Source organism: Pseudomonas sp. M1 (genome assembly GCF_022760135.1).
Lineage (GTDB): Bacteria > Pseudomonadota > Gammaproteobacteria > Pseudomonadales > Pseudomonadaceae > Pseudomonas > Pseudomonas citronellolis.
The window spans coordinates 1504580-1522515 of the sequence record NZ_CP094343.1 but is presented as its reverse complement, the minus strand read 5'-3'; the positions used below and the strand labels follow the sequence as shown (position 1 = coordinate 1522515).

Below are 17936 nucleotides of genomic sequence, written 5' to 3'. Positions count from 1 at the left end.
AGCACCGTTCGCGAGCAAGCTCGCTCCTACGAAGAGCCTTGCCCTCAGACACGAAAAAGCCGCCCTAAGGCGGCTTCTCCACTTGCTCCAGCGGTTACGCCTGCGGGCGCATGTGCGGGAACAGGATCACGTCGCGGATCGACGGCGAGTTGGTCAGCAGCATCACCAGGCGGTCGATGCCGATGCCTTCGCCGGCGGTGGGCGGCATGCCGTATTCCAGGGCGTTGATGAAGTCGGCGTCGTAGTGCATCGCCTCGTCGTCGCCGGCGTCCTTCTCCTTGACCTGCAGCATGAAGCGCTCGGCCTGGTCTTCGGCGTCGTTCAGCTCGGAGTAGGCGTTGGCGATCTCGCGGCCGCCGATGAACAGTTCGAAGCGGTCGGTGACGCTCGGGTCCCGGTCGTTGCGGCGGGCCAGCGGGGAGACTTCGAAGGGGTACTGGGTGATGAAGTGCGGCTGTTCCAGCTTGTGCTCCACCAGCTCCTCGAAAATCATTACCTGCAGCTTGCCCAGGCCTTCGTGGCCGAGGACCTTGGCGCCGGCCTTCTTGGCGATCTCGCGGGCTTTTTCGACATCCTGCAGGTCAGCCGCGGTGATGTCCGGGTTGTACTTGAGGATGGCGTCGAACACCGACAGGCGGGCGAACGGCTCACCGAAGTGGAAGACCTTGTCGCCGTAGGGCACGTCGGTGGTGCCGAGCACCGCCTGGGCCAGCTCGCGGAACAGTTCCTCGGTCAGGTCCATGTTGTCTTCGTAGTCGGCGTAGGCCTGGTAGAACTCGAGCATGGTGAACTCGGGGTTGTGCCGGGTCGAGACGCCTTCGTTGCGGAAGTTGCGGTTGATCTCGAAGACCTTCTCGAAACCGCCGACCACCAGGCGCTTGAGGTACAGCTCCGGGGCGATGCGCAGGAACATGGCCATGTCCAGCGCGTTGTGGTGGGTGGCGAAGGGCTTGGCCGCGGCGCCGCCGGGGATGGTCTGCAGCATCGGGGTTTCCACTTCGAGGAAACCGCGCTCGGACAGGAAGCGGCGGATGTGGGCGATCACCTGGGAACGCACGCGGAAGGTGTGGCGGGTTTCCTCGTTGACGATCAGGTCGACGTAGCGCTGGCGGTAGCGCTGCTCGGTGTCGGTCAGGCCGTGGTGCTTGTCCGGCAGCGGGCGCAGCGACTTGGTCAGCAGGCGCACGCTGCTCATGTCGACGTACAGGTCGCCCTTGCCGGAGCGGGCCAGGGTGCCTTCGGCGCCGATGATGTCGCCCAGGTCCCAGGTCTTGATCTCGGCCAGGGTCTCTTCGGGCAGGGTCTTGCGGTTGACGTAGACCTGCAGGCGGTCGCTGCTGTCCTGCAGGACGATGAAGGCGCCACGGTTGAGCATGATGCGACCGGCGACCTTGACCGGGATGGCTGCGGCTTCCAGCTCTTCCTTGGTCTTGTCGGCGTACTGCTTCTGCAGGTCCGCGAAATAGGCGTCGCGGCGGAAGTCGTTGGGGAAGGCGATGGCCCTGGCCTCGCGCACGGCGGCAAGCTTTTCCTTGCGCTGGGCGATCAGCTTGTTTTCTTCCTGTTGCAGCTCGTGCTGGTCGAGTTGTTGGTCGCTCATGGTCGTTCTATCTGCCTGGCGTCGATTCATTCAATTAGGGATAACAACTGTAGGAGCGAGCTTGCTCGCGAAGCTCTTCAGCGGGTTCGCGAGCAAGCTCGCTCCTACGGGGTGCGGTCTACAGGCCCTGTTTAAGGCTGGCTTCCAGGTATTCGTTGAGGTCGCCGTCGAGCACCTTGTCGCAATCGCTGCGTTCCACGCCGGTACGCAGGTCCTTGATGCGCGACTGGTCGAGCACGTAGGAACGGATCTGGTGGCCCCAGCCGATATCGGACTTGGTGTCTTCCAGCGCCTGCGAGGCGGCGGTGCGCTTCTGCATCTCCTGCTCGTACAACCGGGCCCGCAGCATTTTCATGGCGGTGTCCTTGTTGGCGTGCTGGGAGCGTTCGTTCTGGCACGCCACCACGGTGTTGGTCGGCACGTGGGTGATACGCACCGCGGAGTCGGTGGTGTTCACGTGCTGGCCGCCGGCGCCGGACGAACGGTAGGTGTCGATGCGCAGGTCCGCCGGGTTGATCTCGATCTCGATGTTGTCGTCGATCTCGGGCGAAACGAACACCGCGGTGAACGAGGTGTGGCGACGGTTGCCGGAGTCGAACGGGCTCTTGCGCACCAGGCGGTGCACGCCGATCTCGGTGCGCAGCCAGCCGAAGGCGTACTCGCCCTTGATGTGCACGGTGGCGCCCTTGATGCCGGCGACCTCGCCCTCGGACAGCTCGACGATCTCGGCGTCGAAGCCGTTCTTGTCGGCCCAGCGCAGGTACATGCGCAGCAGCATGTTGGCCCAGTCCTGGGCCTCGGTGCCGCCGGAGCCGGCCTGGATGTCCAGGTAGGCGTTGTTCGGGTCCATCTCGCCGCTGAACATGCGGCGGAATTCCAGCTTCTCGAGGATTTCGCGCAGGCGCTGGACTTCGGTCTCGACGTCGTTCACCGCGCCTTCGTCGTTCTCCTCGACCGCCATGTCGAGCAGGTCGCGGGAGTCGGCCAGGCCGCCGGTCAGCTCGTCGAGGGTCTCGACGATCTGCGCCAGCATGGCGCGCTCGCGGCCCAGGTTCTGGGCGTATTCGGGCTTGTTCCAGACCGCCGGGTCTTCCAGTTCGCGGTTTACTTCGATCAGACGATCATGTTTCAGATCGTAGTCAAAGATACCCCCGAATGGACTGGGTACGGTCGGAGAGGTCCTTGATGCTGTTGAGGATCGGTTGGATTTCCATGGCGGTCAGCACTCACGGGTAATGGCGTGGAAAAACCCGGAAGTATACCCGAGAAAGCCGCCCGTGGGCGGCTGTGCGTCAGCCGGTTGCGCCGCCGTCCACCCCCACCTGGTTGCGTCCGCCGTGCTTGGCGTTGTAGAGCGCGCGGTCGGCGTGTTCGATCAACCGCAGGCAGCTTTCGCCCTGCCCCGGGGTGAGGGTCGCCACGCCGACGCTGACCGTCAGCACCGCACCGGAATCCGGCTGCTCGTGGGCGATACCCAGGGCCTGCACGGTCAGCCGCAGCTTTTCCGCCAGCAGCCGCGCACCGCCCGGCGAGGTGCCCGGGAGGATGATGGCGAACTCCTCGCCGCCGTAGCGCGCCGGCAGGTCGGAGGAGCGCGCGCAGCTTTCGCGGATGGTCCCGGCGACGCGGCGCAGCGCCTCGTCGCCGGCGACGTGGCCGAAGGTGTCGTTGTAGGCCTTGAAGTGGTCGACGTCGATCAGCAGCAGCGACAGCTGGCTCTGCTCGCGCAGGGCGCGGCGCCATTCCATTTCCAGGTACTCGTCGAAGTGGCGGCGGTTGGACAGCCCGGTGAGGCCGTCGGAGTTCATCAGCCGCTGCAGCACCAGGTTGGTCTCCAGCAGCTTCTGCTGGCTCTCGCGCAGGGCGCGATAGGCCTCGTCGCGCTGCTGCAGGGCGAGGTAGGAGCGCGAGTGGTAGCGCACCCGCGCCACCAGCTCGATGGCGTCGGGCAGCTTGACCAGGTAGTCGTTGGCCCCGGCGGCGAAGGCGGCGCTCTTGACCTGCGGCTCCTCCTTGGTCGACAGGACGATGATCGGGATGTCGCGCGTCTGCGGGTGGCGGCGGTACTGGCGCACCAGCTCCAGGCCGTCGGTGTCGGGCATCACCAGGTCCTGCAGGATCACCGTCGGGCGGATCTGCAGGGCCTGCTCGATGGCCTGGGTGGCGTCGGAGCAGAAGTGGAAGTCGATGCCGCCGTCCTCGGCCAGGGCGCGGCGCACGGCCTCGCCGATCATGGCCTGGTCGTCGACCAGCAGGACCATGACCGCGGTGTCGTCCGGAGTGATCAAGGGGTTCTCGCTATGCTTGGGGTTCATCGTCGTCGTGGCGCCGCTGGCGCTGCCTCCGGAATGTCAGCCGTACAGTTCGCCCAGGCGCCGGGCGATGTCGCCCAGGGCTCGGATCTCGGTGGCGGCGCCGATCGCCGCGGCGGCCTTGGGCATGCCGTACACGGCGCTGCTGGCCTGGTCCTGGGCCAGGGTCAGGAAGCCGCGTTCGCGCATGTGCTTCAGGCCCTGGGCGCCGTCGCGGCCCATGCCGGTGAGCAGCACGCCGGTGGCCTGGCCCACCCAGTTGTCGGCCACGCTGTCGAAGAACACGTCGATCGAGGGCCGGTAGATGTGCCCGCAGGGCTCGGCGGTGTAGGCCAGCTCGCCGTTGCGTTGCAGGCGGATGTGGTCGTTGGTGCCGGCCAGCAGCACGCAGCCGGGCTGCGGCACTTCGCCGTTGCGCGCCAGGCGCACCGGGATGCGGGCCTGGCTGGCCAGCCATTCGGCCATGCCGGCGGCGAACACTTCGTCCACGTGCTGCACCACCACCATGGCCGCGGAAAAGCTCGCCGGCAGCTTGCCCAGCAGCTCGGCCAGGGCCGCCGGGCCGCCGGCCGAAGCGCCCACGGCCACCAGGCGACGGACCTTGGCCGGGTTTTCGCGCACGGCGACCTCGCTGCGCGGCCGGGTATTGCCCGGGGCCGACAGCCAGGCCAGGTTCTGCAGCTTGCGCAGCAGCGGGCGGGCCGCCTCCAGGGAATCGCCGACGCCCAGCGCCGGGGTGTTCACCGCGTCCACCGCGCCGCAGCCCATGGCTTCGAACACCCGCGAGAGGTTCTGCTCCAGGTCCACGGTGACCACGATGATGGCGCAGGGCGAGGCGGCCATGATCCGCCGCGTGGCCTCCACACCGTCCATCACCGGCATCAGCAGGTCCATCAGCACCACGTCGGGAGTCTGCGCGGCGCACATTTCCACCGCCTCGGCACCGTTATTGGCGACCCACAGCACGCGGTGCGTAGGTTCGAAGGCCAAGGCCCGGCGCAACGCTTCCACCGCCAGAGGCATATCGTTGACGATGCCAATTCTCATCTTAGGGTCGGCTCCCGTTTCGGCGCGAGCCGCGTTGCCGCGACAAATCACGCCAGGCTAGGCGCGGGACGCAGGCAATGGTCGCTCCCTTGGCAAGTCCCGCAACGACGCATGGCGTGATTTGCCGCGCAACCCGAAGGGACGGGCCGCATTTTGCGCAGCGCCGCGTTACTCGTCGTTCATTTGGAATAACCAAACCTCTCTCCTCGCGCCTTGCTCTGCGCAAAATGCGGCTCCGTCGCGGCCGCGCCGAAACGGGAGCCGACCCTACGCACCTCCGATCAGGTCGACCACCGCATCCAGCAGGGCCTCGTCGTGGAAACTGGCCTTGGCCAGGTAGTAGTCGGCGCCGGCATCGAGCCCGCGGCGGCGGTCCTCCTCGCGGTCCTTGTAGGACACGACCATGACCGGCAGGGCTTGCAGGCGGGCGTCGCGGCGGATCAGCCCGACCAGTTCTATACCGTCCATGCGCGGCATGTCGATATCCGTGATGACCAGGTCGAAGCGCTCCGAACGCAGGGCGTTCCAGCCGTCCATGCCGTCCACCGCCACCGCCACGTCGTAGCCGCGGCCGGCCAGCAGCTTGCGCTCCAGTTCACGCACGGTGAGCGAGTCGTCCACCACCAGCACGCGCTTGCGCAGCGCCGCGCCCTGGCGGTTGCCGGCGTCGATGCGCTCCAGGCGGCCGCTGGCCAGCAGCTTGTCCACCGAGCGCAGCATGTCCTCGACGTCGAGGATCAGCACCGGCGTGCCGTCGTCCAGCACGGCGCCGGCGGACACGTCCTGGACTTTGCCCAGGCGTGCGTCCAGCGGCATCACCACCAGGGTGCGTTCGCCGATGAAGCGCTCCACCGCCACGCCGTACAGGTTGTCGCGCTCGCGGATCAGCACCAGCGGGATGTCGCCCTCCGGCGCACGGCCTTCCGGGCGCTGCAACAACTGGTGCGCGGCCACCAGGCCGACGTGCCGGCCCTCGTGCCAGAACTGCTGCCGGCCCTCGATCTGCACGATCTCCTCCGGCGCCAGGCTGCGCATGCGCTCGATGTGCGCCAGGGGGAAGGCGTAGGCCTCGCCGCCGATTTCCACCACCAGGCTGCGCACCACCGAGAGGGTCAGCGGCACCTCGATGTGGAAGTGGCTGCCCTGCCCTGCCACCTGCTCCATGCGGATGCCGCCGCGCAGCTGGCGCACCATGTGCTGCACGGCGTCCAGGCCGACGCCGCGGCCGGAGACCTCGGTGACCTGCTCGCGCAGGCTGAAGCCGGGCAGGAAGAGGAAGGCCAGCAGTTCCTCTTCGGACAGCCGCGTGACCGTCTCCTCGGTGGACAGGCCACGGCGCACGATGCCTTCGCGCAGGCGCTGCAGGTCGACGCCGGCGCCGTCATCGCGCAGGTCGAGCACCAGCATGCCGGCGTGGTGCCGCGCCAGCAGGCGGATCAGCCCCTGCTCCGGCTTGCCGGCCCGGCGCCGCGCGTCCGGCGTCTCGATGCCGTGGTCGACGGCGTTGCGCAGCAGGTGCGTCAGCGGCGCTTCGAGTTTTTCCAGGACCTCACGGTCGACCTGGGTGGACACCCCGTCCACCTCCAGGCGCACCGACTTGCCCAGCTCGCGGCCGAGGTCGCGGACCATGCGCGCCTGGCCGCCGAGCACGTCGGCGAAGGGCCGCATGCGGCAGGCCAGGGCGCTGTCGTAGAGGGTCTGGGCGCGCTGCGAGGTGGTCCAGGCGAATTCGTCCAGCTCGGCCATCTGTTCGCCCAGCAGTTGCTGGCACTCGCCGACCAGACGCCGGGCATCGGCGAGGAAGGCCTGGGCCTGCGGGTCGAGGCTGGCGCCGGCGGCGTCGCGGGCGCCGTCGAGCAGGCGGCTGACGGTGGCCTGCAGGCGCTTCAGGCGCTGCATCGAGGCCAGTTGCGGTTGCAGGCGCTGGGAGTCGACCAGGGCCTTGCTGGAAAGATCGAGCAACTGGTTCAGGCGCTCGGCGGTGACGCGCAGTACCCGGCCGGTGCCCTCCTCGCCCTTTTTCTCGACTGCGGCGGGCGCCGGCTCGGCGGTTTCGGCCGGTGGCTCTGGCGGCGCAGCCGGCGGCGCCTCGGCGGCGACAGGTGCGGCGGGCTGCGCAGGCTCCGCGCCCAGCAGTGTCTCCAGGCGCTGCACCAGGCCGGGCACTGCCGCGCGCGCCTGGGCAGCACGCTCGGCCTGGACGTCGGCGATGTGCAGCAGGATATCGGTGCCAGCCAGCAGCGCATCTATGTGCTCCGCGCCCAGCAGCAGGCGGCCGTCCTGGGCGGCCACCAGGCATTCCTCCATGACGTGGGCGACCTGCACGCCCTCGTCCAGGCCGACGATGCGCGCGGCGCCCTTGAGCGAATGCGCGGCGCGCATGCAGGCCTCCAACTGCGCGGCCTGGCGCGGCTCGCGCTCCAGCGCCAGCAGGCCCTGGCCGAGCGCCTGGGCCTGGGCCTCGGCCTCCAGGCGGAAGAGTTCCAGCAGCGAGGCGTCCTTCATCTGCTCGGGGGTCATGCCAGGCTCCGGGCGGCGGCGGCAAGCAGGGCCTGGTGGTCGAGCAGGCGCACGCTGCGCTCGCGCCACTTCAGCACGTCGTGGGTGAAACGGCTGCCGGCCGCCGTGGCGACGCGCGCCTGGCCCGGCGCCAGCGGGTGGATGCCGTCCACCTCGTCCACCGGCGCCAGGACCGGCCCGCTGTCGGTCGCCAGCACCAGCATGCGCGGCAGCCGGCGGCCCTCGTCCTCGCGCGCGGCAGAAGGCGGCAGGCCGAGCAGTTCGGCCAGCGACAGGCAGGCGACCAGCGCGCCGTGCACGTTGGCCACGCCCAGCACGACCGGCGAGCGCTGGTGCGGCAGCGAATGCACCGGGCAGTTCGGCGCCACCTCCGCCAGCGCCAGGGTGCGCAGGGCCAGCCATTCCTCGCCGAGGCGGAACAGCAGGTAGGCGTCGCCCGGCGGCGCCTCGTCCTCGACGCTGGCGGCCTGCTCGCCTTCGGCGCCCAGGGCGTAGCGGTCCAGCAGGCGCACGGCGGCGGCGGCGTAGACCGGGCAGTTGCGGCAGTGGATGTGTTCGGCCAGCCGCGGGCAGGACTTGTCGCCGCGGATGCCGATGCGGTTCCAGCAGTCGTCCACCGCCTGTTCGGCGGCCTCCGGGTGCAGGTGGTAGCGCTGCTCAGGCATCGCGCTTCACTCCTCGCGCGGCGCGCTCCTGCAGGCGCCGCGCGCCTTCCCGGTCGCCGCGGGCGGCCAGCAGGGCGGCCAGCTGCAGCAGGCTTTCCTGGTGGTCGGGCTGCAGGTACAGCGCCTTGCGGTAGTAGCCCTGGGCCTGTTCGTTGCGGCCCTCGGCATCGGCCAGCAGGCCGAGCCAGTAATAGGCCTGGGCCGCCGGGCCGTGCTGGGCCAGGTAGGCCTCGCAGGCGGCGCGGGCCTGGGCCGTCTGGCCCTGGTTGGCCAGCCGGGCGATTTCCGCCAGGCCCTGTTCGGCACCGCTCGGCGGCGCTACCGCCGGCCTGGCGGGTGGCGGCGGAGGCGCGCGGCGCGGTGCCGGGCGCGGCGCCATGGCGGGCGGTGGCGTGGTTTGCATGGTGGGGCGCGGCCTGGCCGCCGGCGCCTCGGGCTCCGCGGTCACGCGCAGGAAGGCGAAGGACTGCGGCACGCCCAGCGCGCGCAGCCCCGGGCGCGACGTCAGGCTGGCCTCGGCCGGGCCGATGAACAGCGCGCCGTCCTCGCGTACCAGGCGCAGCAGCACCTGCACGGCGCGTTCCTGGGTGTCGCGGTCGAAATAGATCAGCAGGTTGCGGCAGAACAGGAAGTCGTAGGGCGCCTCCTCGGCCAGCAGGCCGGGCGCCAGCAGGTTGCCGCGGCGCAGGCGCACGCGGCGGCGCACCCGTTCGTCGAGGCGGTAGTCGGGGCCCTCGGCGTGGAAGTAGCGGTCGCGGAAACCCAGTTCGCTGCCGCGGAACGAGTTGCGCCCGTACACGCCATGGGCCGCGCGCTCCAGCGAGGCCGGGCTGACGTCCAGGGCGTCGATCTGGAAGGCCGCTTCCGGCAGCCCCGCATCGAGCAGGGCCATGGCGATGGAGTACGGCTCCTCGCCGGTGGAACAGGGCAGGCTGAGCAGGCGCAGGGGCCGCGCGCCGGCCAGTTCCAGTTGCCGGCGCAGGGCCAGGCGGCCGAGGGTGGCGAAGGATTCGGGGTAGCGGAAGAACCAGGTCTCCGGGACTATCACCGCCTCGATCAGCGCCTGCTGTTCCTCGGCGGAGCCCTGCAGGCGCAGCCAATAGGCTTCCAGGTCGCCGCCGCTGCTGCGGTTGGCGCACTGGCGCACGGCACGGGCGATGACCGCCTCGCCCACCGACTCCGCGTCCAGGCCGATGCGCGCCTTGAGCAACTGGCTGAAACGCTCGTCGCTCATGGCCGCTCACCCTGGGCCAGGAGCAGTTCGCGCACGTGCTCGGGCAGCAGTTCGTCCACCTGCACGCGCTGCAGCAGGCCCTCGGCATCTTCCAGCACCGGCCCCAGGTAACGCGCCTCGCCAGGCTCCAGGCCGTAGTCGCGGAAAGCCGCCGGGTCGCGGCGCAGGGTCTGGCTGGCCTGTTCCAGGATCAGCCCCAGGCGCCGCTGCGGGCCGCTGCCGGCGAAGCGGTAGTCCACCAGCACCAGGCGCGTGCTGGTGTGCCGCGGCGCCGGGCGGCCGCAGGCGATCTGGCTGAGGTCGAGCACCGGCAGCAGTTCGCCGCGGTGGACGAACAGCCCGGCCACCCAGGCCGGCGCCTCGGGCACCTGCTTGAAGCGCCGCAGCGGCAGGACCTCGACGATCTCGTGCACGTCCAGCGCGTAGCGGTCGGCGCCCAGGCGGAACTGCAGGTACAGCCGCCCGCCGGCCTCAGACCTTGAAGCGCGAGACGCCATTGCGCAGTCCATTGGCCACCAGGTTCAGCTCGTCGATGGCGAAACCGGCCTGGCGCAGCGACTCCACGGTCTGCCCGGTGGCCTCGCCCAGTTGCACCAGGGCCTGGTTGATCTGCTCGGCGCCGGTGGCCTGCGCCTGCATGCCTTCGTTGACCATCTGCACCCGCGGCGCCAGGGCCTGCACCTGGTGGATGATCTGCGACAGCTGCTCGCCGACCTGGCCGACCTCGGCGATGCCGCGGCGCACTTCCTCGGAGAACTTGTCCATGCCCATCACCCCGGCGGACACCGCCGACTGGATCTCGCGGACCATCTGCTCGATGTCGTAGGTGGCCACCGCGGTCTGGTCGGCCAGGCGGCGCACCTCGGTGGCCACCACGGCGAAGCCGCGGCCGTACTCGCCGGCCTTCTCCGCCTCAATGGCGGCGTTGAGCGAGAGCAGGTTGGTCTGGTCGGCGACCTTGACGATGGTGGTGACCACCTGGTTGATGTTGCCGGCGCGCTCGTTGAGGATCGCAAGCTTCGCGTTGACCAGCTCGGCGGCACCCATCACCTGGTGCATGGTCTCTTCCATGCGGGCCAGGCCCAACTGGCCGGAGCCGGCCAGGGTGGAAGTCTGCTCGGCGGCGCTGGAGACCTCGGTCATGGTGCGCACCAGGTCCCGCGAGGTGGCGGCGATCTCCCGCGAGGTGGCGCCGATCTCGGTGGTGGTGGCGGCGGTCTCGGTGGCGGTGGCCTGCTGCTGCTTGGAAGTGGCGGCGATCTCGGTGACCGAGGTGGTGACCTGGATGGCCGAGCGCTGCGCCTGCGCCACCAGGGCCTTGAGCTCCTCGGCCATGCCGTTGAAGCCGCTCTCGATCACCCCGAACTCGTCGTTGCGCTCCAGCGCCAGGCGCGCGGTGAGGTCGCCGCCGCTCATGGTCTGGAGGGTCTTCACCACCTTCTCCACCGGGCCGGTGATGGCGCGCATCAGCAGCAGGCCGAGGACGCCGGCGGCGACGATGGCCAGCAGCAGCGAGACCAGCATGGCGGCCTCGGCCAGCTCCACCTGGTGGACGATGGCGATGACCGCCGCATCGGCGATCTGCCGGTTCAGCGCGATCAGCTCGTTGAGCGTCTGCCGGCCCTTCTCCCAGGCCGGCAGCAGGTCGTGCAGCAGCGACTGGCGGGCGGCCTGGTGGTCCTTGTCGTAGAGGTCGAGCAGTTGCTCCAGTTGCGCCTGGAAGTCCAGCGCCTGCTGCTTGTAGCGGGCCAGCAGCTCGCGGTCGGCCGACGCGTGCACGGTGGCCTCGTAGGTGGCGATGCGCTGCAGCAGGGTCTCGTGCAGTTCGCGGAAGCCCTGGCGGCCGGCGGCGTCCAGCGGCTTGCCGTCGCCCAGGCCGACCAGGGCCTGGGTGCGCAGCATAGTGTCGGTCCAGGTGCTACGCACCGTGGTCAGCGCATAGGTGCCCGGCATGGCGTCGGTACTGACGCTGCGCGAGTCGCGCTCGACGGCGAGCAGGGCGATGTAGGAAACCACCACCATCAGCGACATGATCGCGATCACGACCGCGAAGCTGGCCAGGATACGTCGGCGGAGCGTCCAATTCTTCACAGTATTCCCCTGGTGATGATCGGCTGTCTGACAGGTAAAACCTGCAGACGAAGGCAGATTGGCGTCAGCCTTCTTTTCAGTTCTAGCGGAAAATGCCGCATATATTATCCGCACCGGCGAATTTTCGGCGTCATTATTCCGAAGGACTACTACCCGGCCATCCCCTCCCCCATCAGGCCGCGCGCAGGGGAATGAAGGCGCAGTCGTCGCTCAGCAGGGCGGCGATCATCGCCCCGGTTTCCTCCAGTTGGCGGGCAAGGTCGTCGCTGGAGACATGCAACTGCCAGTCCGCCGCGGAGCTGGCCGGCGTCTGCGCGCGCACCGCGTCCAGCGCCGCCAGGAAGGCCTTGCGCTGCGGCAGGTAGGCGGTGAAGCCGTCGCCCTTGAGCGCCGAGACGCTGATGCCCAGGCGCTCGCAGATGGCCGCCTTGGCGGCGATCTCCTCGCGGTCGGCCTGGCGCGAGCGCTCGACCAGCGCCGCCAGTTCGGTGTCCACCAGGCGTCCGCCGACGATCAGCTCCGGGCCCTCGTCCCAGACCTGCGGCGGGCAGTCCTTGGCCTCCGCGCGCAGCGGGATGTGCGGGTTGATCTCCATGGGATAGATGCGGCACACCAGCGGCCGCCGCTCGTAGATGCCGCAGCGCATGTCGCTGCCCAGGTGGCGGCAGGCGCCCTGGTTGAAGGCGGCGAAGGTGATCGCCAGGTGCGCCTGGGTGCTGCCGCAGCGGACCGGCAGCGAGCGGCGCAGCACGTGCTCGCGCTGCCCCTCCGGCAGCCCGGCGCCGTCGTCCAGCACCGCTTCCAGCAGGACGATCAGGCTGCCGCCGTCGGCCACCCAGTCGCGGGATTCGTCGAGGGTCAGGGGTACGTGGTGGTCATGGCAGCACTTGCCGCAACCGTTGCAGGAAAAGCGCATGGGATTCGCTCCGTGGCCAGGGGATGACGGAAAACCGGCGTTTTCCGTGCCATGGCCGATGCGGAGCAGATTGTGTGCCAGGTGTTACATCCAGGTGCGGGCTTAGCCCGGGTAGGCGAACACCAGCGCCTTGAGCGCCGCATCCTCATCGACGTCGGCGAACTCCGGCGGGTTGTCCAGGCGCTCGACGAAGGCCAGTTCCGGCGCCTCGGCGGCCATGCCCTGGATGAGGAAGGCCGGGCTCACGGACGGATCGTTGACGCAGGCCAGCACCCGGCCGCCGGGCGCCAGCAGCTCGGGCAGGCGGCGCAGGATGCGCGGGTAGTCCTTGCCGAGGGCGAAGCTGCCCTTCTGGAACGACGGCGGGTCGATGATCACTAGGTCGTAGGGCCCGGACTTCTTCACCTTGCCCCAGGACTTGAACAGCTCGTGGCCGAGAAACTCCACCCGCGACAGGTCGTGGCCGTTCAGCCGGTGGTTGTCGCGCCCGCGGCTGAGCGCGGCGCGCGCCATGTCCAGATTGACCACGTGCTCGGCGCCGCCGGCGATGGCCGCCACCGAGAAGCCGCAGGTGTAGGCAAACAGGTTGAGCACCCGCTGCCCGGCGGCCCGGGCCTGCACCCACTGGCGGCCCAGGCGCATGTCGAGGAACAGGCCGTTGTTCTGCTTGCGCCCCAGGTCCAGCAGGTAGCGCAGGCCGTTCTCGCTGACCACGCGCTCCTCCGGCACCTCGCCGAACAGGGCCTGCATCGCGCTGTCCGGGCGGTAGCGGTGCTGCAGCAGCAAGGCCTCGGCGCCGCTGGCGCGCCATTGCGGCGACTCGCACAGGCCCAGCAGCAGGCGCTCCAGCGCCGCCAGTTCATCTTCGCCCGGCTCGCGGAACAGCGACACCAGCAGCACGCCCTGCAGCCAGTCCGCGGTCACATGCTCCAGCCCCGGCCAGCGCCGGCCGCGGCCGTGGAACAGGCGGCGAACCTCGGCGGGCGGCGCCTCCAAAGCGGCCAGCAGCTGTTGCAGGAGTACGTCGAGGGCTTGTGCGTTCATGGCGTCGGGGCTGGAAAAAGGGGCGGCCATTCTGGACAGGATCGGCGCAAAAGAGAACCGCCCGTAGCACCTCAGCGGGTGACCTGGAAGCGCTCGGTCAGGCGCTGCAGGCGCCCGCTCAGCTCCTGCAGGCGCGAGCCCTCGCGCTCCAGGGCCTGGGCATCGCTGTCGTTGTGCTCGGCCACGCCCTGCACGTCCTGTAGGTGGAGGATGACCTCCTCGCTGACGGAACTCTGCTCCTGGGTAGCCGTAGCGATGAGCTGGTTCATCTGGCTGATGCTGGCGATGCCCTCGGTCATGCGCAGGAGCAGTTCGCTGGTGCGCCGGCTGCGCGACACGCATTGCTCGACGTTCTCCCGGCTGCTCGACATGGCCTGGGCCGCGGCGCGGCTGCCACTTTGCAGGCGGCCGATCACTTCCTGGATCTCGCGGGTGGACAGCGCGGTCTTCTGCGCCAGGTTGCGCACCTCGTCGGCCACCACGGCGAAGCCGCGGCCCTGCTCGCCGGCCCGCGCGGCCTCGATGGCGGCGTTGAGCGCCAGCAGGTTGGTCTGTTCGGCGATGCCGCGGATGACTTCCACCACCCGGCCGATCTGCTGGGCCTGGGCGTCCAGGTCCTGGACCTGGCGGTCGCTGTCGTCGATCTGGCTGGCGAGGCGGCCGATCTCCTCCAGGCTCTCGCGCATCAGCTCGCTGCCGTCGCGCGCCTCCTGGTTGATGCGCAGGGCGGTCTGCGCGGCCTCGTCGGCATTGGCCGCCACGCCCTCGATGGTGCTGCCCATCTGGCGCATGGCACCGGACATGTGCGCGGTCTCGCCCAGTTGGCGCCGGGCGCCGTCGCGCAGCGTCTGGGTGGTGCTGGCCAGCTGCTGGGCCAGTTCGTTCAGCCCCAGGGCATCGCGCAGGACCACGGCGACCAGCTCGTCCAGCCGCGCGAGGAAGCGGTTGAGGCGCGAGTTCATGGCGCCGGACACCGGGCTGCGGTAGCTGAGGTCGACCACGTCGCTTTCGGTCAGGCGGCTCACCGAGGCCAGCAAGCCCATGGCGCCGCGGGCCTCGGCGTGGGACTGGATGGCCAGGTAGACCAGGATCGAGCTTTCCAGCACCACGTAGAAAGCGTGCAGGAAGATGATCGGCCATGTGCCCTGGGGCGCCACCCACAGCCCGCTGCCGCCCTGCTGCAGAGCGAAGAAGGCCAGGTGGTGGACGGCGATGGCGCTGGCGGCGACCACGATGGGCAGCCAGTCGCGGTAGAACACCAGGATCGCCAGCAGCACGAAGATGCCGAAGTGCATCTCGATGGTCCCGTCGCTCTGGTTGATCTGCAGGGCGGCGAAGGCCATGAAGGCGACGCCCATGCAGCAGCGCATCAGGCGCCGGCCGCCGATCAACGGGTTCAGGCCATGCATGGCCGCCAGCGTGCCACCACCGATCAGCAGGGCCTGCCCCCAGGTATCGTGCCAGGCGGCCAGGGCGAGCGAGTAGGCGAACATCAGCCAGAGCACGCCGAACATGATGCGGTCTGCCTTGCGGTAGTGGTTTTCCAGGGAAAAGGAGGTGTGGGACATGACGAACGGAGCACCAACGGGTGGAATGACCCCAGCTTATCGGCCGGCACCGCCATTAACCTTAGGCCGCTCGTCCAGAGGCGGCCGGGCGCGCGTCCGGCGCCGCGGGTAGAATGATCGTCTGAAAGATTCTTCCCAGGGGTTACCGGTGGCAGCACAACACGGCTTCGTCCTCACCCGGCACTGGCGCGACACGCCCGCCGGCACCGAGGTGGAGTTCTGGCTGGCCACCGACGCCGGCCCGCGCCGGGTGCGCCTGCCGCCGCAGACCTCGGTGGCCTTCCTCCCCGCCGCCCAGCGCGAGGCGGCGCAGCGCCTGCTGCAGGGCGAAACCGGCGTGGAGCTGCGCCCGCTGCAGCTGCGCGACTTCGAGCAGCGCCCGGTGCTGGGCCTGTACTGCCGCCAGCACCGCCAGCTGATGGACCTGGACAAGCGCCTGCGCGCGGCCGGCGTCGAGGTGCTGGAAGCCGACATCCGCCCGCCGGAGCGCTACCTGATGGAGCGCTTCATCACCGCCCCGGTGAGCTTCGACGGCGAGGCCGATGCCGAGGGCGTGCTGCGCGAGGCCGTGCTCAAGCCGGCGCCGGACTACCGGCCGCAGCTGAAGCTGGTGTCCCTGGACATCGAGACCGACATCCACGGCAACCTCTATTCCATCGCCCTGGAAGGCTGCGGCCAGCGCCAGGTGTACATGCTCGGCCCAGCCAACGGCGATGCCAGCTGGCTGGACTTCGACCTGGCCTACCGCGACAGCCGTGGCGAACTGCTGGAAAGCCTCAACCAGTGGCTGGCCGAGCACGACCCCGACGCCATCATCGGCTGGAACCTGGTGCAGTTCGACCTGCGCGTGCTGCGCGAGCACGCCCAGCGCCTGAAGATCCCCCTGCGCCTGGGCCGCGACGGAGACGAGATGCACTGGCGCCAGCATGGCAGCGGCAGCAACCACTACTTCGCCGCGGCCGCCGGGCGGTTGATCATCGACGGCATCGAGGCGCTGCGCTCGGCCACCTGGAGCTTCCCCTCCTTCAGCCTGGAAAGCGTGGCGCAGACGCTGCTGGGCGAAGGCAAGGCGATCGACAACCCCTACGACCGCATGGCCGAGATCGACCGCAAGTTCGCCGAGGACAAGCCGGCGCTGGCCCACTACAACCTCAAGGACTGCGAGCTGGTCACGCGCATCTTCGCCAAGACCGAGCTGCTGCGCTTCCTGCTCGAACGCGCCAGCGTCACCGGCCTGCCCGCCGACCGCAGCGGCGGCTCGGTGGCGGCCTTCACCCACCTGTACCTGCCGGCCATGCACCGCCTCGGCTTCGTCGCCCCCAACCTCGGCGGCAAGCCGCCGGAGGCCAGCCCCGGCGGCTTCGTCATGGACTCGCGTCCGGGGCTGTACGAATCGGTGCTGGTGCTGGACTACAAGAGCCTGTACCCGTCGATCATCCGCAGCTTCCTGATTGACCCGGTGGGCCTGGTGGAAGGCCTGCGCCAGCCGGACGACCAACACTCGGTGGAAGGCTTCCGCGGCGCCCGTTTCTCGCGCAGCCGGCACTGCCTGCCGGCCATCGTCGAACGCGTGTGGCAGGGCCGCGAGGCGGCCAAGCGCGAGGGCAACAAGCCGCTGTCCCAGGCGCTGAAGATCATCATGAACGCCTTCTACGGCGTGCTCGGCTCCAGCGGCTGCCGCTTCTTCGACCCGCGCCTGGCGTCGTCCATCACCATGCGCGGGCACCAGATCATGCGCCGCACCCGCGAGCTGATCGAGGCGCAGGGCCACCAGGTGATCTACGGCGACACCGACTCCACCTTCGTCTGGCTCGGCGGCGCCCACGCCGAGGCGGACGCCGAGCGCATCGGCCGCGCCCTGGTGCAACGCATCAACCAATGGTGGAAGGAGCACCTGCGCGAAACCTACGACCTGGAAAGCGCCCTGGAGCTGCAGTACGAAACCCACTACCAGCGCTTCCTGATGCCCACGGTGCGCGGCGCCGAGGAAGGCAGCAAGAAGCGCTACGCCGGCCTGGTGCGGCGCGCCGACGGCAGCGAGGAAATGGTCTTCAAGGGCCTGGAAACGGTGCGCACCGACTGGTCGCCGCTGGCCCAGCGCTTCCAGCAGGAGCTGTACGAACGCATCTTCCGCCGCCAGCCCTACCAGGACTACGTGCGCGACTACGTGCGCCGCACCCTGGCCGGCGAACTGGACGACCTGCTGGTCTACCGCAAGCGCCTGCGCCGGCGCCTGGACGACTACGAACGCAACGTCCCGCCCCACGTGCGCGCAGCCCGTGCCGCCGACGACTACAACCAGAGCCAGGGCCGCCCGCGGCAGTATCAGCACGGCGGCTGGATCAGCTACCTGATCACCACCGCCGGCCCCGAACCCCTGGAAAACCGCCGCGCGGCCATCGACTACGAGCACTACCTGACGCGCCAGCTGCAACCGGTGGCCGACGCCATCCTGCCCTTCGTCGGCGACGACTTCGCACGACTGGTCGATCGGCAGATGGCGTTGTTCTGAACACACCCGCCCGCGAAGCCCCGGCCGGACGTAGGGCGCATAACGCCTACGGCGTTATCCGCCGAATCGCGGACAGAGTCCGCTCGGCTCAGAGAAGCACGGGCGTAGGAGCAACTGTCTTGCCGACTGTGCCGAGAGGCTCTTCGTAGGATGGGTTGAGCTTGCGAAACCCATGCGGCCGCGGTGATGGGTATCGCTGCGCTCAACACCATCCTACGGGGTGGTTTGCCGGCGGGCGTAGGAGCGGACTCCGTCCGCGATTGGATTTGCCGGCCGCGCGGTGGCTCGGCCGGGTGAGCGCGCCCTGCGCGCGATTCGCGGACGGAGTCCGCTCCTACAGGTTGACGCCGAACTTCCAGAGCATGCCGGACAGCCCCCTCTCCCTTCAGGGAGAGGGGCGGAGTCAACCTGAACACAGCTGCCGCCG

The 17936-nt window shown here is 69.5% G+C and carries 13 protein-coding genes; 1 reads left to right on the top strand and 12 read right to left on the bottom strand.

Translation table 11 applies throughout. The annotated features are described in order from the left end of the window. Nucleotides 1–94: 94 nt before the first annotated feature. The 12 genes from lysS to PM1_RS31310 form a co-directional block, all read right to left on the bottom strand. Nucleotides 95–1600 carry a lysine--tRNA ligase gene (gene lysS, locus PM1_RS06790; protein ID WP_009616532.1) on the bottom strand — a complete coding sequence of 502 codons (1506 nt, stop codon included), beginning with the start codon at nt 1598–1600 and terminating at the stop codon, nt 95–97. 118 nt (nt 1601–1718) lie between these two features. Continuing rightward, nucleotides 1719–2814, bottom strand: a protein-coding gene (gene prfB, locus PM1_RS06785) for a peptide chain release factor 2 (RefSeq protein ID WP_152604464.1) whose coding sequence is annotated in 2 segments (ribosomal slippage) — nt 1719–2741 and nt 2743–2814 — 1095 coding nt in all. Because the reading frame shifts where the segments join, the coding sequence is not laid out codon by codon here. 78 nt (nt 2815–2892) lie between these two features. After that, nucleotides 2893–3915, bottom strand: coding sequence for a response regulator (locus tag PM1_RS06780; protein WP_009616530.1), 1023 nt, complete (start codon nt 3913–3915; stop codon nt 2893–2895). Nucleotides 3916–3951: 36 nt separating this feature from the next. After that, nucleotides 3952–4959, bottom strand: coding sequence for a chemotaxis response regulator protein-glutamate methylesterase (cheB, locus tag PM1_RS06775; protein ID WP_009616528.1), 1008 nt, complete (start codon nt 4957–4959; stop codon nt 3952–3954). Nucleotides 4960–5226: 267 nt separating this feature from the next. Beyond that, nucleotides 5227–7479 carry a hybrid sensor histidine kinase/response regulator gene (locus PM1_RS06770; RefSeq protein ID WP_009616526.1) on the bottom strand — a complete coding sequence of 751 codons (2253 nt, stop codon included), beginning with the start codon at nt 7477–7479 and terminating at the stop codon, nt 5227–5229. Next, nucleotides 7476–8144: a chemotaxis protein CheW gene (locus PM1_RS06765; protein ID WP_009616524.1), complete on the bottom strand. Its 669-nt coding sequence runs from the start codon at nt 8142–8144 to the stop codon at nt 7476–7478. The genes PM1_RS06770 and PM1_RS06765 overlap by 4 nt, the downstream gene beginning before the upstream one ends. Then, complete coding sequence (locus PM1_RS06760) at nt 8137–9378, bottom strand: CheR family methyltransferase (protein WP_009616522.1); 1242 nt, start codon at nt 9376–9378, stop codon at nt 8137–8139. The genes PM1_RS06765 and PM1_RS06760 overlap by 8 nt, the downstream gene beginning before the upstream one ends. Beyond that, a complete protein-coding gene (locus PM1_RS06755; protein ID WP_009616521.1) occupies nt 9375–9875 on the bottom strand; it encodes a chemotaxis protein CheW in 501 nt (166 codons plus the stop codon). Before PM1_RS06755 ends, PM1_RS06760 begins: the two co-directional genes overlap by 4 nt. Further along, on the bottom strand, nt 9850–11469 hold the full coding sequence (locus PM1_RS06750) for a methyl-accepting chemotaxis protein (RefSeq protein WP_009616520.1): 1620 nt from the start codon (nt 11467–11469) through the stop codon (nt 9850–9852). The genes PM1_RS06755 and PM1_RS06750 overlap by 26 nt, the downstream gene beginning before the upstream one ends. Before the next feature lie 172 nt (nt 11470–11641). Beyond that, nucleotides 11642–12385, bottom strand: coding sequence for a YkgJ family cysteine cluster protein (locus PM1_RS06745; RefSeq protein WP_009616519.1), 744 nt, complete (start codon nt 12383–12385; stop codon nt 11642–11644). A 102-nt stretch (nt 12386–12487) separates the two neighbouring features. Continuing rightward, nucleotides 12488–13429 carry a class I SAM-dependent methyltransferase gene (locus PM1_RS06740; RefSeq protein WP_024128504.1) on the bottom strand — a complete coding sequence of 314 codons (942 nt, stop codon included), beginning with the start codon at nt 13427–13429 and terminating at the stop codon, nt 12488–12490. Nucleotides 13430–13500: 71 nt separating this feature from the next. Next, nucleotides 13501–14115 (bottom strand): methyl-accepting chemotaxis protein, encoded by a 615-nt coding sequence (locus tag PM1_RS31310; protein WP_372241054.1) that lies wholly within the window; start codon nt 14113–14115, stop codon nt 13501–13503. 1030 nt (nt 14116–15145) lie between these two features. Between PM1_RS31310 and PM1_RS06730 the strand changes: the two genes are divergently transcribed. After that, nucleotides 15146–17509 carry a DNA polymerase II gene (locus tag PM1_RS06730; protein ID WP_009616516.1) on the top strand — a complete coding sequence of 788 codons (2364 nt, stop codon included), beginning with the start codon at nt 15146–15148 and terminating at the stop codon, nt 17507–17509. Nucleotides 17510–17936: the final 427 nt, after the last annotated feature.

Coding starts and splice junctions, on each gene's coding strand:
- lysS (WP_009616532.1), bottom strand. CDS start 1,600: ATGAGCGACCAACAACTCGACCAGCACGAGCTGCAACAGGAAGAAAAC.
- PM1_RS06780 (WP_009616530.1), bottom strand. CDS start 3,915: ATGAACCCCAAGCATAGCGAGAACCCCTTGATCACTCCGGACGACACC.
- PM1_RS06740 (WP_024128504.1), bottom strand. CDS start 13,429: ATGAACGCACAAGCCCTCGACGTACTCCTGCAACAGCTGCTGGCCGCT.
- PM1_RS06765 (WP_009616524.1), bottom strand. CDS start 8,144: ATGCCTGAGCAGCGCTACCACCTGCACCCGGAGGCCGCCGAACAGGCG.
- PM1_RS06755 (WP_009616521.1), bottom strand. CDS start 9,875: ATGGCGTCTCGCGCTTCAAGGTCTGAGGCCGGCGGGCGGCTGTACCTG.
- cheB (WP_009616528.1), bottom strand. CDS start 4,959: ATGAGAATTGGCATCGTCAACGATATGCCTCTGGCGGTGGAAGCGTTG.
- PM1_RS06745 (WP_009616519.1), bottom strand. CDS start 12,385: ATGCGCTTTTCCTGCAACGGTTGCGGCAAGTGCTGCCATGACCACCAC.
- PM1_RS06770 (WP_009616526.1), bottom strand. CDS start 7,479: ATGACCCCCGAGCAGATGAAGGACGCCTCGCTGCTGGAACTCTTCCGC.
- PM1_RS31310 (WP_372241054.1), bottom strand. CDS start 14,115: ATGCGCGAGAGCCTGGAGGAGATCGGCCGCCTCGCCAGCCAGATCGAC.
- PM1_RS06760 (WP_009616522.1), bottom strand. CDS start 9,378: ATGAGCGACGAGCGTTTCAGCCAGTTGCTCAAGGCGCGCATCGGCCTG.